The organism is Pseudomonas sp. P8_241 (assembly GCF_034008315.1).
Taxonomy (GTDB): domain Bacteria; phylum Pseudomonadota; class Gammaproteobacteria; order Pseudomonadales; family Pseudomonadaceae; genus Aquipseudomonas.
The window spans coordinates 2,162,523-2,178,729 of sequence record NZ_CP125377.1; the positions used below are offsets into that span (position 1 = coordinate 2,162,523).

At 60.9% G+C, this 16,207-nt stretch carries 14 protein-coding genes; 9 read left to right on the plus strand and 5 right to left on the minus strand.

The annotated features are described in order from the left end of the window. Positions 1-24: 24 nt before the first annotated feature. Positions 25-939 (plus strand): transcriptional regulator FeaR, encoded by a 915-nt coding sequence (feaR, locus tag QMK58_RS09910; RefSeq protein WP_320396202.1) that lies wholly within the window; start codon positions 25-27, stop codon positions 937-939. Between the two features lie 172 nt (positions 940-1,111). On the opposite strand, the gene tynA is transcribed toward feaR, so the two are convergent. Further along, positions 1,112-3,400, minus strand: a complete 2,289-nt coding sequence (gene tynA / locus QMK58_RS09915; protein ID WP_320396203.1) for a primary-amine oxidase — start codon at positions 3,398-3,400, stop codon at positions 1,112-1,114. A 232-nt stretch (positions 3,401-3,632) separates the two neighbouring features. On the opposite strand from tynA, the gene QMK58_RS09920 reads away from it, so the two are divergent. The 3 genes from QMK58_RS09920 (at position 3,633) to QMK58_RS09930 (ending at position 7,784) form a co-directional block, all read left to right on the plus strand. After that, on the plus strand, positions 3,633-4,133 hold the full coding sequence (locus tag QMK58_RS09920) for a sigma-70 family RNA polymerase sigma factor (protein WP_053157620.1): 501 nt from the start codon (positions 3,633-3,635) through the stop codon (positions 4,131-4,133). A gap of 145 nt (positions 4,134-4,278) precedes the next feature. Continuing rightward, positions 4,279-5,262 carry a FecR family protein gene (locus tag QMK58_RS09925; RefSeq protein WP_320396204.1) on the plus strand — a complete coding sequence of 328 codons (984 nt, stop codon included), beginning with the start codon at positions 4,279-4,281 and terminating at the stop codon, positions 5,260-5,262. A 98-nt stretch (positions 5,263-5,360) separates the two neighbouring features. Then, positions 5,361-7,784, plus strand: coding sequence for a TonB-dependent siderophore receptor (locus tag QMK58_RS09930; protein ID WP_320396205.1), 2,424 nt, complete (start codon positions 5,361-5,363; stop codon positions 7,782-7,784). A gap of 197 nt (positions 7,785-7,981) precedes the next feature. On the opposite strand, the gene QMK58_RS09935 is transcribed toward QMK58_RS09930, so the two are convergent. Beyond that, positions 7,982-9,133 (minus strand): MFS transporter, encoded by a 1,152-nt coding sequence (locus QMK58_RS09935; protein ID WP_053157629.1) that lies wholly within the window; start codon positions 9,131-9,133, stop codon positions 7,982-7,984. 164 nt (positions 9,134-9,297) lie between these two features. Between QMK58_RS09935 and QMK58_RS09940 the strand changes: the two genes are divergently transcribed. After that, on the plus strand, positions 9,298-10,284 hold the full coding sequence (locus QMK58_RS09940) for a DeoR family transcriptional regulator (protein WP_053157632.1): 987 nt from the start codon (positions 9,298-9,300) through the stop codon (positions 10,282-10,284). A gap of 125 nt (positions 10,285-10,409) precedes the next feature. Here QMK58_RS09940 and codA read toward each other — a convergent pair whose 3' ends face one another. From codA to QMK58_RS09955, 3 genes are all read right to left on the minus strand, one after another. Further along, on the minus strand, positions 10,410-11,654 hold the full coding sequence (codA, locus tag QMK58_RS09945) for a cytosine deaminase (RefSeq protein WP_053157635.1): 1,245 nt from the start codon (positions 11,652-11,654) through the stop codon (positions 10,410-10,412). Positions 11,655-11,856: 202 nt separating this feature from the next. Further along, entirely contained in the window at positions 11,857-12,213 is a 357-nt protein-coding gene (gene queD / locus QMK58_RS09950) for a 6-carboxytetrahydropterin synthase QueD (protein WP_008056290.1), read from the minus strand. A 74-nt stretch (positions 12,214-12,287) separates the two neighbouring features. Continuing rightward, positions 12,288-13,367, minus strand: coding sequence for a hypothetical protein (locus tag QMK58_RS09955; RefSeq protein WP_053157638.1), 1,080 nt, complete (start codon positions 13,365-13,367; stop codon positions 12,288-12,290). A 211-nt stretch (positions 13,368-13,578) separates the two neighbouring features. On the opposite strand from QMK58_RS09955, the gene QMK58_RS09960 reads away from it, so the two are divergent. From QMK58_RS09960 to QMK58_RS09975, 4 genes are read left to right on the plus strand one after another with little or no spacing between them, the layout of a single operon-like run. Beyond that, positions 13,579-13,887 (plus strand): PepSY domain-containing protein, encoded by a 309-nt coding sequence (locus tag QMK58_RS09960; RefSeq protein WP_320396206.1) that lies wholly within the window; start codon positions 13,579-13,581, stop codon positions 13,885-13,887. Further along, a complete protein-coding gene (locus QMK58_RS09965; RefSeq protein ID WP_053157644.1) occupies positions 13,887-14,207 on the plus strand; it encodes a PepSY domain-containing protein in 321 nt (106 codons plus the stop codon). The genes QMK58_RS09960 and QMK58_RS09965 overlap by 1 nt, the downstream gene beginning before the upstream one ends. A gap of 3 nt (positions 14,208-14,210) precedes the next feature. Beyond that, on the plus strand, positions 14,211-14,879 hold the full coding sequence (locus QMK58_RS09970) for a response regulator transcription factor (protein WP_053157647.1): 669 nt from the start codon (positions 14,211-14,213) through the stop codon (positions 14,877-14,879). After that, a complete protein-coding gene (locus QMK58_RS09975) occupies positions 14,876-16,192 on the plus strand; it encodes a sensor histidine kinase (RefSeq protein WP_053157650.1) in 1,317 nt (438 codons plus the stop codon). Before QMK58_RS09970 ends, QMK58_RS09975 begins: the two co-directional genes overlap by 4 nt. Positions 16,193-16,207 lie beyond the last annotated feature (15 nt).

The following is a 16,207-nucleotide window of genomic DNA, read 5'->3' on the forward strand; positions in this document are numbered from 1 at the left end:
AAATAAGCCTGCGTGAGGCCTGACATGATTTTTACCACTGCACAGCGCCATGATAGGTTCGATCAATGGATCCATCAGATCAACCAGATCTGTGGCGCCTTCAACGCACAGCCCCTGGGTAGCGAGTTTGCCGGGCGCATCCGCGAATACCAGAGCGACGCGCTCAGGCTCAGTTTCGTCGACGTGTGCCAGGCCCGACTGTTTCGCACACCCCAGGAAGTCGCGGCGGGCGAGGGCGGCAAGTATTTTGCGGTGTTCCAGCTCGAAGGCTCGGCGGGCATGGCCCAGGGTGACGACAAGGTGTTGCTGGCGCCCGGCGACATCACACTGATCGATGCCGCACGGCCCAGCGATTTCACCTACAGCGAAAACTCCCGACAGTTGTCGCTGATCCTGCCGCATCAAGTGGTCGAACAAACCCTGCGCTTCAACCAGGTCAAGTGCGGTCACCGGATTGCCGCGTCATCCCCCATCGCGATGTTGTCGCACCGACTGATCCTCGATGCTACCCGCCAGCAGCACCTGACCCGGCAGGAAAGCGAAGCGACCCTGGAAGCGATTGTGAGTCTGCTGCGCCCGGCGATCAGTCAGGGCGAAGAGTGCACCGATGCGCATGAGCGCCTCTTCCGCAAGACCTTGAGCTTCATCGACGCGAACATTCGCTCCGAAGAGTTGTGCCCGGAGTGGCTGGCGCGTGAAATCGGCATGTCCACCCGTGGCCTGTACCGGATGTTTGCCAGGAAGGGGTTGGTGGTGGCGCGTTACATCAAGAACCGCCGCCTGGACTTGTGCGCCGAATCCCTGCGTGGCTTGGGCAAGGAACAGAAGCTGTCGGTGCTGGGGTATTCGTGGGGGTTTTCCGATTCGAGCTACTTCTCCACGGCGTTCAAATCACGCTTCGGCATTGCGCCGGGGGAGTATCGCAAGCGGCATGCGTGATTGTTTGCCTGACGCTGCTTGACCCTGTGGGAGCCGGCTTGCTGGCGAAGGCGGTCTTGAGGTTTGTGTTGTTCTTTCGGCCTTAAAAGATCGCAGCCTTCGGCAGCTCCTACATTGACGGTGTGGAAACCCGATCCTGTAGGAGCTGCCGAAGGCTGCGAGCTTCTTGTGTTTACTTCGGTGCGTTGAGGTTCAAGGTCGGCGTTTCATCGAAGAAGTTCCACGGCTTCAATAGCACATGCACCCACTCCGTCGGCATGATCGGCCATTCCTCGGCACGGGCGATGTGGGTGGTGCCGGTGGTCAGCCAGACCACGTCGTCGGTGTTCTCGATGGACTGGTTGTCCTGGGTGAACTGCCCCAGGCCCGAGTCTTTATCCGAGCGGTTCGGGTACTTGCCTTCCGGGTATTTTTCCTCAGGGTTGTACTGCGTCACCCACAACTGCTTGTCCATGAAATTCAGGCGATGGTAGAGCCATTCATCCTTGCCGAAGTTGGCGCCCTTGGCCACCGGGTGCGTACCGCCGGCATACGGAATCAGCTGATAGGAAACGGTGTTGCCTACCTTGTTTTCCTTGCCGGGGTTGCTCAGCAGGCGCACGGTCGACGGGTCGAATTTCTGCGCCGCTTGCTGCTCGGTGGTGACCACTTTGGTGTCGGTCTGCATGGTACTGGTGCGCGGGCCGCCACGGTCGTTGGGCAACACCACCGGGTTCACTTCAACTAGCGAGTTCTGCTCGCCGTCCACGTCCATATCGAGGCGGAAGTTATAGATGTGCTGGTGCGTGGTGCCGACGATATTGTGGTCCAGCAAGGTGCCGTAGCGGGTATCTTCCTTGGCAGTGTCTTCGTGCATGGTTTTGGACTTCACGCCCTTGACCGCTTCGATGCCGGTCGCCCCGGCGTCGATGCCGATGGTGCCGTTCTGCTGGAAGACCCAGTCGAAGATGTAGTCGTAGTTGCCGACGGTGCTGATCCAGCGCACCACCAGTTCACGACGCTCGGTGCTGAGGTTGGGCTGGCCCATTTCCTGGTGTTTGTATTCCGGGCCGGCATAGCGTTCGAACACCGCCATGGCGCGCGGGATCGCGGTCGGTGCGCCGGTGTAGTCGGCGATAGTGGCGTCCAGCAACACGGCGTTTTCCGGGGCGTCTTTGCCACGGGCAATCGGCGAGGTCAGGGTGCCCATGCCGTAGTCGCCGGAATCGAGATACGCCTTGAAGTACCAGCCCACATCGGGATCGCCGTAAGGCACGATCATGCCGCCCAGCGAGCCTTCGTACATGATTTTGCGTTTCTTGCCCTTGTCGTCATAAGTGACGGTGGACAGGATCGGCCCGACCCGCGAGTCGAGGCGAACGTGGAAATCCCAGTTCTGCCAGTGAATGCTGTTGCCGGTGATGGTGTAGTTCTTGCCTTCGGGCTCGGTGATTTCCAGCGGCTTGACCGCCACGCCTTTGCGTCCGCGGCCGTCATACGGCGTCGGTTTCATCGGCACCGGAATGAGCGCATCGTCTTCGATCTTGATCAGTTTTTTCTGTTCCAGATCGACAATCGCCACCAGACCTTCGATCGGGTGCGCCCAGTAGTTGCCGTCATCGACATTGAGGTAGCTGACGATTTTCAGCAGGCGTTTGTCCTGGGCCAGGCCGTCCTTGCCGTCGAAATAGCCGACGGTCAGCGGCGTGGCTACAACTTTTTTCACGTCATTGATGCCGCGCTTGGCCAGGGCTTGCGCGTATTCCGGACTGGTTTCCACGGCGGTTTGGACCGCGATGAAATCGTCCAGGAGCACCATGCCGTGGGCGCCTTCGATCGGCTTCCAGGACTTGAGCTGTTTGCTGTCCAGGTCTACCAGCGCTTCAATCACATGCTTGCCGTCCAGCACCACAATATTGGCCTGGCGCGGCTGCGTGACGTTTTGTCCGGTGTAGACGAAATTCCACACCTGATCCTTCGGCGGTGTCTTGACCGAGATTTCGGTGAAGCGAAAACCGGGCTTGTAGTTTTCCGATTGCTTGACGATGTCCACCGCTGCCGTGATTTCAGCGGCGCTCAGCGGGTTAAGCGGGCTGGGGCGGGTTTCGACGACAAAGGTCGTGTCCAGTCCGGACTGGAACACCTGATTGATGAAGTCCTTGGACATGAAGGCCGTCTTGTCCTTGAACACCACCGGCACCGTCAGCTCCATACGCTTACCGTTGAGCATGGCCACTTTGCTGTTCGGCTTGACCTTGAGGTAGACCCCGTCCTTGGCGATGGTGAACAGATTGGCATAGTCGTCCCACTTCACCGTGGCGCCAAACTCCTCAAGGCCTGCTTGCAGCGGCACCATTTCGGCGTGACCGCCGTGGGCCTGGGCATTGCTTGCCCAGAAAGGCAGGCCGATGGCGCTCAGGGAGATAGCCAGGGCGAGCCGGGCAAAGGGTGATCTTTTGGGCGACGCTTTGGAGCTGAACATGTGGGAGATCCTGGGAAAAGCCGGGTACGGGCATTCCTGCACTTTGTTACAACCGGTCAATGACTGCATTTGAATGCCTGCCAGATTTCTTTGCTTCTGTGCCGTCATCCAGCTTTGCTGACGGATGGCGCAATGGCAAGCAGACAAAGTGTGGGGCCAATGGGCCGCAAGTCATTGCTTTGCGTTAATAGGAAGCATTACTATTCGCGCCCCGTCCTCACAGCACACTGCAATGACCCTCAAGTTGCCCCGCAGACACGGCTTTTTCGAGCATTACGAAGAGTTGGTTGGCACCTGGACCCGTCGACTGAGAAATCGTCAGCAGGCCGAGGACCTGGCCCACGACACCTTCGTGCGTGTGCTCGAGTCGGATTCGGCGAAGGTGGAGCAACCACGGGCGTATCTGCACCAGACCGCGCGCAATATCGCGGTCGATGGTTATCGGCGCGAGGATCGACGGGGCGCCATGGAGTCCGAGGCGATTGATCTCAGTGAGTCGCCCAACGGCGACCCGGAGCATTTCATGCAGGCGATCCAGTTGGCCGACTCCATCGAACGGGCGCTCACCGAGCTGCCGGTCAATTGCCGCAAGGTGTTTGTCTGGCAGAAAATCGAAGGCCTGACCCAGGCTGAAATCGCCGAACGCCTGGGACTGTCAAAGAACATGGTGGAAAAGTATATGATCCGCACGCTGCGGCATCTGCGCGACCGCCTTGAAGGACTGCAATCATGATATGCGGTGGCTTGTTTAGGCACTGGCGAAGCCTGCGATCTTTTGGCGGCATTGAAATCGCTGAAGATCAAAAGATCGCAGCCTTCGGCAGCTCCTACGCCCTTACGCGGCGTGAATTCCCTTACCCAGCCAAACAGGAACTTCCATGATGGATACTCGTGATTGTGCGTGCGGGAAAACAACGGTTCGCGATGAGGCGGCGCAGTGGTTTGTGCGGTTGCAGGAGCCTGTCGTCGATGTCGATATGCGCCGCCGGTTCCAGGACTGGCTGGACGAACATCCCCAGCACCGAACCGAATTCGATCTGCTCCAGGGTTTGTGGAAAGCCGCCGACCTGGTGCCGGCCGCGCGGTTGCGGGCTTTGTGTGAACCGCCGCCGGAGCGTCGCCAGCGTCGTCCAGTGTTGCGTTACGCGGTGGCGGCGAGTGTTTTGGCTGTGGCCCTCGGGCTGGGGTTGTTCAGTGGATTGAATCGCCCAACCCCTTACACCGCCGAGTTTTCCACAGCCTTGGGCGAGCGGCGTCAAGTGGCATTGCCGGATGGCTCGGTGGTCGACCTCGACAGCCGCAGCCGGATTCAGGTGCGCTTTGAAGAGGATCGTCGCAGCGTCGAGTTGGCCGAAGGCGAAGCGATGTTCAGCGTTCAGCACGACACCAGCCGGCCCTTTGTGGTCGAGGCCGGGAGCGGCAAGGTCACGGTCACCGGTACGCGCTTCGATGTGCGCCGAGGCAACAGCGATACCCGGGTTGTCGTGGAGCAGGGCACCGTCAAGGTTCAGGGACGTGAAGCCGCCGACAGTGATTTCATCAATCTCACTGCAGGCCTTGGCACCCATGTCGACACCCAAGGCAAGGTCGCGGCCGCTTACGCGGTCAACCCGGCCGAACTCACGGCCTGGCGCAGCGGCAAACTGGTGTTCAACAACGCCAGCCTGGCCGACGTCGTGGAGCAGGTCTCGCGTTATCGCCAGAAGCCACTGAAGGTCGGCAACCCGGCGGTGGGCAATCTGCGCCTGACCAGCGTGTTCAAATCCGACAACACCGACGCGCTGCTCAAAGCCTTGCCGAACATCCTGCCGGTGGCCGTGCACACCCTCGATGACGGCAGCCAGGAAATAATCTCAAAATAAAATTCAGGTTTTTTTCGAGTTCATCGTCTTCCTGTTCAACTGCAACTGGTTTGCATTAACAAGCGCACACTCTTGCGATCCACAGGACTACGTTCGACGTGAAGAAATCCACCGCTAAAAACAACAAACCCACCTGGTTGCCCTTGGCCCTTGCGCTGGCGGTCAACTTCGCGCTGCCTCAGGCCCATGCTGGCGAAGCGATCCACATTGCGGCGCAACCGCTGGGGCAGGCCTTGAGCCAGTTGGGCCAGCAGACTTCGCTACAGGTGTTTTTCAGCCCTGATCTGGTGGCCGGCAAGCAGGCGCCGGCGGTGGACGGCAATATTTCTCCGGAAGAAGCGCTGCGTCAGCTGCTGCAAGGCAGCGGATTGCAATACCAGATCGATGAAGGCTCAGTGACTTTGATGCCGGTAACGACCTCGGCGGCCAACGGTCCACTGGAACTGGGCGTGACTGACATCAAAGTGGTTGGTGACTGGCTCGGCGATGCCGATGCCGCTGTGGTGCAAAACCATCCGGGCGCACGGACGGTGATTCGCCGCGAGGCCATGGTCGAGCAGGGCGCGATGAACGTCGGCGACGTGCTCAAGCGCGTTCCGGGCGTGCAGGTGCAGGACGCCAACGGCACCGGTGGCAGCGACATTTCCCTGAACGTGGGCGTGCGCGGCCTGACGTCGCGCCTGTCGCCACGCTCCACCGTGCTGATCGACGGCATCCCGGCGGCGTTTGCGCCTTACGGCCAGCCGCAACTGTCCATGGCGCCGATTTCCTCGGGTAACCTCGACAGCATCGACGTGGTACGTGGCGCCGGCTCCGTGCGCTACGGGCCACAGAACGTTGGCGGCGTGATCAACTTCGTGACCCGTGCGATTCCGCAGCAAGCTTCTGCGGAAATCGGCACCACAATGGAAACCTCCCAGCACGGAGGCTGGAAGCACATCGACACCGCGTTCATGGGCGGCACCGCCGACAACGGCATGGGGGTGGCGCTGTTGTACTCAGGCGTGAACGGCAACGGCTACCGTGAAAGCAACAACGGCAACGACATCGACGACGTGATCCTCAAGACCCACTGGGCGCCCACTGATTACGACGACTTCAGCCTCAATTTCCACTACTACGACGCCAAGGCCGACATGCCCGGCGGCCTGACGCAGGCGCAGTACGACGCCGACCCGTTCCAGTCCGTGCGCGACTACGACAATTTCAGCGGCCGCCGCAAGGATGTGTCGTTCAAGTGGACGCGGCAGATCGATGATCGCACCCAGGCCGAAGTGCTGACTTACTACACCGACAGCTTTCGCGGCAGCACCATCGCCGCCCGTGACCTGAAGACCCTCAGTTCTTACCCGCGCACCTATTACACCTTCGGTATCGAGCCTCGCGTGTCGCACATTTTTGACGTGGGCCCGACCACCCAGGAAGTCAGCGTCGGTTATCGCTATTTGAAAGAGGGCATGCACGAGGAGGCCAGCCGTGTGGCACTGGTCAACAACGAGCCCGTCGTGCGTCCGGGTTCGGACGGCCATGTCTATCAGGACCGCACAGGGGGCACCGAGGCCAATTCGATCTACATCGACAACAAGATCGACGTGGGCAACTGGACTGTTACGCCGGGTATTCGCTTCGAGCACATCAGCACCGACTGGCATGAGCGTCCGGTGCTCGACACCGCCGGAAAACCGGTGCAGGAGAAGAAGCGCAGCATCGAAAGCAACGAGCCACTGCCAGCCCTGAGCGTGATGTATCACATGTCCGAGGCCTGGAAACTTTTCGCCAATTACGAGACTTCGTTCGGCGCCCTGCAGTATTTCCAGTTGGGTCAGGGCGGTATCGGCGACAACACGGCTAACGGCCTGGAGCCGGAAAAGGCCAAGACCTATGAAATCGGTACGCGCTACAACGATGACGTGTGGGGCGGCGAAGTGACGCTGTTCTACATCGACTTTGACGACGAGCTGCAATACATCAGCAACGACGTGGGCTGGACCAACCTGGGCGCGACCAAGCACCAAGGCATTGAAGCGTCCGTGCATTACGACATGGCCGCGCTGAACCCGATGCTGGACGGCCTCACCGCCAATGCCGGTTTCACCTACACCCGCGCCACCTACGAAGGCGATATTCCGGGCTTCAAGGGCCGTGACCTGCCGTTTTACTCCCGGCAAGTGGCCACCGCAGGCCTGCGCTACGACATCAACCGCTGGACCTACAACCTTGATGCATTCGCTCAGTCCAAGCAGCGCTCGCCGGGCACCGGCGTGAACGCTGACGGCAGCTTCAATGGGAACTACATCACCGAAGGCACGGCTGACGGTCAATTCGGCGACATCCCGGGGTACGTGCTCTGGAACGCCCGGGCCGGCTATGACTTCGGCCCGCAGGTGTCGAACCTGAAACTCGGCGCGGGTGTGAAGAATATCTTCGACAAGCAGTACTTCACCCGCTCCAGCGACAACAACTCGGGCATGTACGTCGGCGCGCCGCGCACGTTCTTTGTGCAGGCCAGTGTCGGATTCTAAAAGCCTTCGCCCGCTCCCTCAGGTGTACACAGTTCCTTGTGGCGGGCTTGCCCGCGAAGACGGCTTAACAGCCGACGAAAATGTTGGCTGACCCACCGCTTTCGCTGGCAAGCCAGCTCCTACAGTCGCCCGGGGTGTGAGCAGGTTTGGATTGCGACACAGATCCCTTGTAGGAGCCGGCTTGCCGGCGAAGCTTTTCAGACTTTCAACACCTTCCCGCCAACCGCCACCGCCACCAACAACAACGCCATCAAGGCAAAGGCAAAACTCAAGCTGCTGCCATGGGCGATGAAGCCGATCAGCGCCGGCCCCGCCAGAATGCCTGCATAACCCAGCGTAGTAATGGCTGGCACGGCAATGCTCTCAGGCATGACGGTCTGTTTGCCCACGGCCGTGTACAGCACCGGCACAATGTTCGAGCAGCCGGCCCCCAGCAGTGCATAACCCACCAGAGCGGCTTCCCAGTTCGGCGTGAAGGTGGCCAACAGCAGTCCTGCCGCAGCAATCAACCCCCCGAACACCATCACCCGCGTCGCGCCCAGGCGTCGCACGATCTTGTCTCCGGTTAAACGCCCGGCGGTCATGGTCAGGGCAAACGCCGCGTAACCCAGCCCCGCATAAGCGGTGTCGATGCCGCGTTCCTGCGCCAGGAACACCGCACTCCAGTCCAGTGCCGCGCCTTCGGCAAGGAACACGATGAAGCACATCCCGCCGATAAACAGCACGATCCCGTGGGGAACGGCAAATGCCGGCCCCGAGCTTTCGCTGCCATAGGGCAGCATGTGCGGGACCGCTTTGGTCAGCGCGATCAGCAACACCACGATCACCACCAGCGTTGCGCCCAGCGGTGAAAGGCCGAGGCCGAGCAGGGCGCTGACGCCCGCAGCGCCGACGATCCCGCCCAGGCTGAACAAGCCATGGAAGCCCGACATCATGTTCTTGCCACTGGCGCGCTCGACGATCACCGCTTGCAGGTTGACCGTAGAATCCACCGTGCCGAGTCCCGCGCCGAACATGAACAGCGCCGCGATCAATGCCGGAATCGACGACACCGTCGCCAGCAGTGGCAGTGCGGCGCAGATCAGCAATGTTCCACCGGTCGCCACCCGCCGACAGCCGAAGCGCGTCGCGAGGATTCCGGCCAGCGGCATTGCCAGAATCGAACCCACGCCAAGGCACAACAGCAACAGCCCCAGGGTGCCTTCATCCAGTGCGGCCCGGGTCTTGGCATAAGGCACCAGCGGCGCCCACGCGGCGATACCGAACCCGGCGATAAAAAACGCGATGCGCGTGGACATCTGTTCCAGGCGCCCGGGAACGAATGTGGTCTGGGTGTTGAGGCTGGTCATATCAATCCTTGGCAAAAAACGTCGCGTTCCCAAGGGACAGGGATTGAACGGCGAGGTTCGATCTCTGTCCGGGCGGTTTCGCGGTGATACAGGGCGACATCGTTGCACAGCCGCCGTCTGTTTCGCGATATGTTGAGGCCATTCAATGACACGTAGGGGGCGTCATGGCGCAAAGATACGATGCACGGGGCAATATCTACATCGTGGTGGCGCCTGATGAATTGCGCCGCCAGGGAATCGATTTGCCCGACCACGCCAGCGATGCAGCGCAGTCGCGTGAAACCTGGGCGCTGGCCGCCATCGAGGCTTGCTGTGGCTGGGCTCCCGGCACGCAACCGGCCGGTGCCAAGGAACATCGCAGCGATGGTTTGCTGGTCGGACCGTTTCAAAACGCGTCACCCTTCGATCTGCTGATCGTCAACACCGATGGGACCTTCGCTGAACGCAGTGGCAACGGGCTGACGATTTTCTCCCAGGCCCTCAGCGATCAAGGGTTGTTGAACGAAGGCTGTGAACTCAGGGTTCATCACGACAAGGCCGATACGCCGTCACCGGGGCAAACCTCGGTGAAAGCCGCCCAGGTCGACGGCGTGAACGGTTTCTGGCTTGATCTGGGCCGACCGGGTTTCGGGCCGACGGCGGTCAGTGCCCATGGGGTTGAAACAGTGCTGTTGAACGGTCGCGAACTCAGCCACGTTGAACAGTTGTCGGCGCTCAACGGTGCCTGGTCGTGCAGTCAGTTCGCGCGGGTTGGCAATCCCCATTGCGTGACGCTGGTGGAAAGTGCCGATGATCTGCCGAGCAACGAGCAGATGCGCGAGCCGGCACTGGGTGAGGGGCTGACACGGATTGCCTACGCCATGCCGGTCGGTGCAGGCAAACCGTGTCCGGCGGGAATCAACCTGCAATGGGCAATGCGCTTGTCCGAAGGGCACATCGCCGCGCGGGTATTCGAGCGGGGCGAGGGGCCGACGGCATCTTCGGGGACCAGCGCCAGCGCGGTGGCCTGTGCGGCCTGGCGGGTGGGCTGGGTCAGCGCGGGTGAGATCAAGGTGACGATGCCGGGCGGTACGGCGCCGATTTTGCTGGAAGAGGAGCGGGGGGAGTTGAGTCGGGTCAGCCTGTTTGGTACGGCCCGAATGAGTGATTGACCTGGAGTTTGCTATCGCGAGCAGGCTCGCTCCTACAGTGGATGTGTGTCAGTCACAAAACCTGTAGGAGTGAGCATGCTCCGGGCGGCGATCCGACGATGGGGCCAGCCCAGTCAATGCATAGCTCAGCTCAAACCACTGAACTCCACCACCGGCATCGTCCGTTTCATCAACACCTTGCCATCGCGCACTGAATACAGGGGCAAACCCTGGCTGCGAATAACTTCATAGTCGCTGTCGGCGGACAGAATCAGCAGGTTCGCCGGACGCCCGCGCTCCAGTCCGTAACGCTCGCCCAGGGCCATGGCCTTGGCACTGTTGTCGGTCACCAGGTCCAGCGCGCTTTGCAAATTGCGGTAACCGAGCATGTGACAGATGTGTAAGCCCGCTTCGAGCACCCGCAGAATGTTGCCGTTGCCCAGCGGGTACCACGGGTCGACGATCGAGTCCTGGCCGAAGCACACGTTCATCCCCGCTTCCAGCAGCTCGTTGACTCGCGTCACGCCCCGGCGCTTCGGGAAGTTGTCGAAGCGGCCTTGCAGGTGGATGCTTTCGGTGGGGCAGGAGACAAAGCTGATTCCCGAATGCCCGAGCAGGCGAAACAGCTTGGCGCAGTAGGCGTTGTCATAAGAGCCCATGGCCGTGGTGTGACTGGCGGTGACCCGCGAACCCATATCGCGGCTGCGAGCCTCTTCGGCCAGCACTTCAAGAAAACGTGAATGCGGGTCGTCGGTTTCGTCGCAATGCACATCCACCAGGCAACCGCTGCGCTCGGCCAGGTCCATGAGGAACTTCACCGAGCTCACGCCCTGATCCCGGGTGTACTCGAAGTGCGGGATGCCGCCGACCACGTCTGCACCCATGCGGATCGCTTCTTCCATCAGTTCACGGCCATTGCGGTACGACTCGATGCCTTCCTGGGGAAACGCGACGATTTGCATGTCGACCAGGTGCCGGTTTTCCTCGCGCACCTCGAGCATGGCTTTGAGCGCCGTCAGTTGTGGGTCGGTGACGTCGACGTGAGTGCGCACGTGCTGGATGCCATGGGCGGCGAGGCTCTGGATGGTTTTACGGGCGCGGGTCTTGGTGTCTTCCTCGGTGATCGTCACCTTGCGCTCACCCCAGCACTCGATGCCTTCGAACAACGTACCACTCATGTTCCAGCGCGGTTCGCCGGCGGTCAGGGTCGCGTCGAGGTGAATGTGCGGCTCGACAAACGGCGGCACCACCAGGTTGCCGCCGGCATCCAGATCTTCGGGCCCCAGGGTCGGGGCCTCCGTCTGGCGGGCGATGCTGCTGATCAGGCCGTTCTCCAGGTACAACTCATGCAGGCCTTCCTGGTTGCGCAGACGGGCGTTGATGATGTGCATGAGATGAGTCCTTTTGGAAGATCGTGTAGTCGATACGTTATCCCGACTACGGCGTTCCCCGCCAGTGACATTGATCACTGTAGAACGACTGTGGGAGCGAGCCTGTTCGCGATAAGCGTTTGTCTGTCACATTGATGTTCAATGTGCCGACGCTATCGCGAGCAGGCTCGCTCCCACAGGGATATTGCGTTTGTTTGCCGGGTTATTCGCCGCGATAGATGCAACCGCTGGTGCACGTCTCGTGGATGCGGATCGCGCTGAGTTCGGGCAACAACGGCTTGAGTTCTGCCCAGATGAATTTGGCCAGCACTTCGCTGGTCGGGTTTTCCAGGCCGGGGATGTCGTTCAGGTAGTTGTGGTCGAGGCGCTCGTACAGCGGCTTGAAGATCGCCTTGATCTCCGAGAAGTCACGAATCCAGCCAGTGTGAGGATCGAGATCGCCGCTCAGGTGAATCGCCACTTTGAACGAGTGACCGTGCAGGCGCCCGCACTTGTGGCCGTCCGGTACGTGGGGCAGGCGGTGGGCGGATTCGAACGTAAATTCCTTGAAGATTTCCACAGTGTTTTCAGCTCTGTTGAGGTGGCGTCGCCGCAGCGATTCGGGCAGGTGGCGAGTTTAACAGCTTGTCCTGACTAAAGGGTCAGCAAGCGCTCGCCAAGTCGACCGTTGGCGGCCAGTTCGAGGAACTCGTCACCCAGGCGACGGCTTTCATCCATCGTCACGCGCCAGTATTTCTGCCGGCTCGGGGCATCGCCCATGAAACGCTTGAAGTCATTACGGTCCGGCAGTTTGCCGTAGGGCAGGCGCGCCAGGTATTCCTTCGAAGGCGCCAGCAACAGCACATTCTGCAAGCGCTTGGGGCAGGCGCGGCGCCACGGCAGGGTCTTATCGAACCAGCCGGGTACGACCCGGTCGGTGAAGTGCGGATAGAGCACGATGTCTTTGCCGCTGTAGGGCAGGTCGAGGTGATAGTCCAGCAGACCGCCGTCGCGAAACGTGCCCGCGCCGGCACCTGGCAGGTCGCGCACGCCTTCCATCACCATCGGAATCGAGCCTGAGGCCAGCAGGGCCTGGCGCAGGTTGCCGGTGTTGAGGGCGATGAAGCGCGAGGGAAAGTCGTTCAAGGCCTCAACCGGTGGTGCCCGTCGCGGGTCATGGAGGATCAGGCGTTCGAAGTGTCGGGCCAGGCGGGCGCGACCGCGCAGGTTGTCGGCGATCACGGATGAAAGGCCCAGGCCCAGTCGGCCGCGATGATCGTCCGCGAGCAAACCGTGGCTTTTGACCACCATGATGTTCAGCCGGTAATCGTTGTTGTCCAGGATCGCAGCATCGCGGCCCTCAAGCAGGTCATCGAGCATGCGCTGCGAACTCAAGCTGATCTGCGCCATGGTCACGCCTTTGGCGAAGTTCTGCTCGGTATACAACTTCCCGAGACGGCGGATGCCTTCGGCGGCGTCCGGCAGGCAGGCGCTGGCGAAGCGCCAGGAACCCACCGAGGCACCGATCAGTGAACGCTCCCGTGGCGCCGACGGCAGCCATTCACCGAACAGCGCCAGGTCCAGACCTTGAATCCCCAGTGCCTTCGGCCCGCCCGCCGCGCCGGGCAGGGTGCCGACGTCGGCAGCGTTCAGGCCGTTTTCACGGATGCGCGCCAAGGCACGAGGACCGGCCTTGAGCGTCAGGGAGGGAAACTTGATGTGGATGGCGGTCATACCGGTCTCTGTGTCTGTGCAGGAGCAGCCGAAGGCTGCGATCTTTGGAGGTTTCGCCTGACGACTCAAGTGAATTCGAGAAAAAGATCGCAGCCTGCGGCAGCTCCTACAGGTTTTGCGGGGTGGCCAATGATGGCCATTCAGTTTCAATTAAGTTCACCCAGTTAACGTGGCTCGCGTACGCAACACCGAAAAGAATATGGAGATACCCATGAAAACCCTGACTGCCCTGTTCACCGCGTCCGTCATCGGCCTGACCGTCAGTGTCGCCCATGCTCGCGACCTCGGCCCCGATGAAGCCCTGAGATTGCGCGACGCTGGTACCATTGTGTCTTTCGAGAAGCTCAACGCCACCGCACTGGCCAAACACCCAGGCTCGACCGTGACTGAAACCGAACTGGAAGAAGAGTACGGCAAGTACATCTATCAGGTGGAGCTGCGCGATCCGCAGGGCATTCACTGGGATGTGGAATTAGACGCGGTCAGCGGGCAGGTACTCAAGGATCATCAGGATTCGTAATGAAGGTGTTTTTTTCCAAGCGATGTGCCGGCGCTCGAATCGCCCTGGTGCTTCTGGCGTTTTGCTCGGTGGTGATGGCCCGCGACCTGGATCAGGACGAAGCTTTGCGCCTGCGTCAGCAAGGCGTGATCCTGCCGCTGGAACAATTGCTGCAACAGGCACTGGACCGCTACCCCGGCGCGAAACTGCTGGAAGCCGAGCTTGAAGAGAAACACGACGTCTACATTTATGAAGTCGAGTTACTGACCACCGAAGGCGTGGTCCGTGAACTGGACATCAACGCCACCACCGGCCAACTGATCAAAGACAAGGAAGATTGACCGATGCGTTTGCTTCTGGTGGAAGACCATGTCCCCCTGGCCGATGAACTGTTGGCCGGCCTCAACCGTCAGGGCTACGCCGTGGACTGGCTGGCCGACGGGCGCGATGCGCTGCATCAGGGCAGCACCGAACCCTACGACCTGATCATCCTCGACCTCGGTTTGCCGGGGGTGCCGGGGCTGGACGTGCTGGCGCAATGGCGGGCGGACGGACTGGCGACGCCGGTGCTGGTCCTTACCGCACGCGGCTCCTGGGCGGAACGTATCGAAGGTCTCAAGGCTGGCGCCGACGATTACCTGACCAAACCCTTCCATCCCGAAGAGCTGCACTTACGCATTCAGGCCCTGTTGCGCCGCTCCCACGGCCAGGCCAACCAGCCGACCCTCAAGGCCGCCGGGTTGCATCTGGACGAAGGTCGCCAGTGCGTTGTCCGCGACGGCGCCGACATTCAACTGACAGCCGCGGAATTCCGCCTGCTGCGTTATTTCATGCTGCACCCGGAGCAGATCCTCTCCAAAAGCCATCTCGCCGAGCATCTTTATGATGGCGAAACCGAGCGCGACTCCAATGTGCTGGAAGTTCACGTTAACCATCTGCGGCGCAAACTTGGCAAAAGCGTGATCGAAACCCGTCGTGGCCAGGGTTATCTGTTCGGTGGGCTGGCTCAGTGAGATCAATCCAGCGGCGCTTGAGTCTGGGTCTGATCAGCGTGATGGTGATCGTCGGCCTGGTGCTGGCGCAATCGAGTTCATGGCTGTTCGAAATGGGGTTGCAGCGCTACCTCGAAGCCGGGCTGCGCAACGACAGCGAAAGCCTGCTGGTGGCGCTGGTGCGTGGGCCGCAAGGCTTGCAGCTGGATGAGCGGCACTTGTCCCCGGCCTACCAGCGGCCATTTTCCGGGCATTACTTCCGCATCGATTTCGCCGACAACCATTGGCGTTCCCGCTCATTGTGGGATCAGGAGTTGCCAAAACTCGATCAGCCGGGCTTGCACAGCAATCTGCAACTGGGGCCGGAAGGGCAGCAGTTGCTGGTGTTGCGCACTGACTACCGGCGCCTTGGCCAGTCGATTTCGATCAGCGTCGCCCAGGATTACACGCCAGTGCGCGAGAGTTTCCGGCGCATGCAGCAACTCGGTCTGGCCCTCGGACTGGCAGGGCTGGTGCTGATTCTGCTGCTGCAACGGTTCACCGTGCGCCGCGCTTTGCGACCGCTGGAAAAGGCCCGCGAGCAGATTGCCCAGTTGCAACAGGGCCAGCGTTCGCAACTCGATGATCAAGTGCCGGTGGAGCTGGAACCGCTGGTGGCGCAGATCAACCATTTGCTGGCGCACACCGAGGACAGTCTCAAGCGCTCGCGCAATGCCTTGGGCAATCTCGGTCACGCCCTGAAGACACCGCTGGCGGTGTTGTTGAGCCTGGCCTCCAGCGAGCAACTCGACGCTCACCCACAACTGCGCAAAGTCCTCCAGGCGCAACTGGAGCAAGTCCAGCAACGGCTCAATCGCGAGCTCAACCGGGCGCGGCTGTCCGGCGATGCGCTGCCGGGCGCGCTGTTTGATTGCGACGCCGAACTGCCGGGGTTGCTCGCGACCTTGAACATGATCCATGGCGAACACCTGGCGCTGAGCTACCGGGCGCCGGCCGGATTGCAGTTGCCGTGGGATCGCGAAGACTTGCTGGAGCTGCTGGGCAACCTGCTGGATAACGCCTGCAAATGGGCGGATGCCGAAGTGCGTTTGAGCGTTGTCGAGACGACTGATGGGTTTGAACTCAGCGTTGAAGACGACGGGCCGGGCATCCCCGAAGACCGTCGAGATCAAGTCTTCAGTCGCGGTGCGCGGCTGGATGAGCAAACCGATGGGCATGGGTTGGGGTTGGGTATCGTGCGCGACATCGTCGATACCTGGGGCGGCCGGTTATCGCTGGTGGAGAGCGAGTGGGGTGGGTTGAAAGTGGCTATCGAGTTGCCAAAACGCGGCTGAAGCCGCACCGCAAAA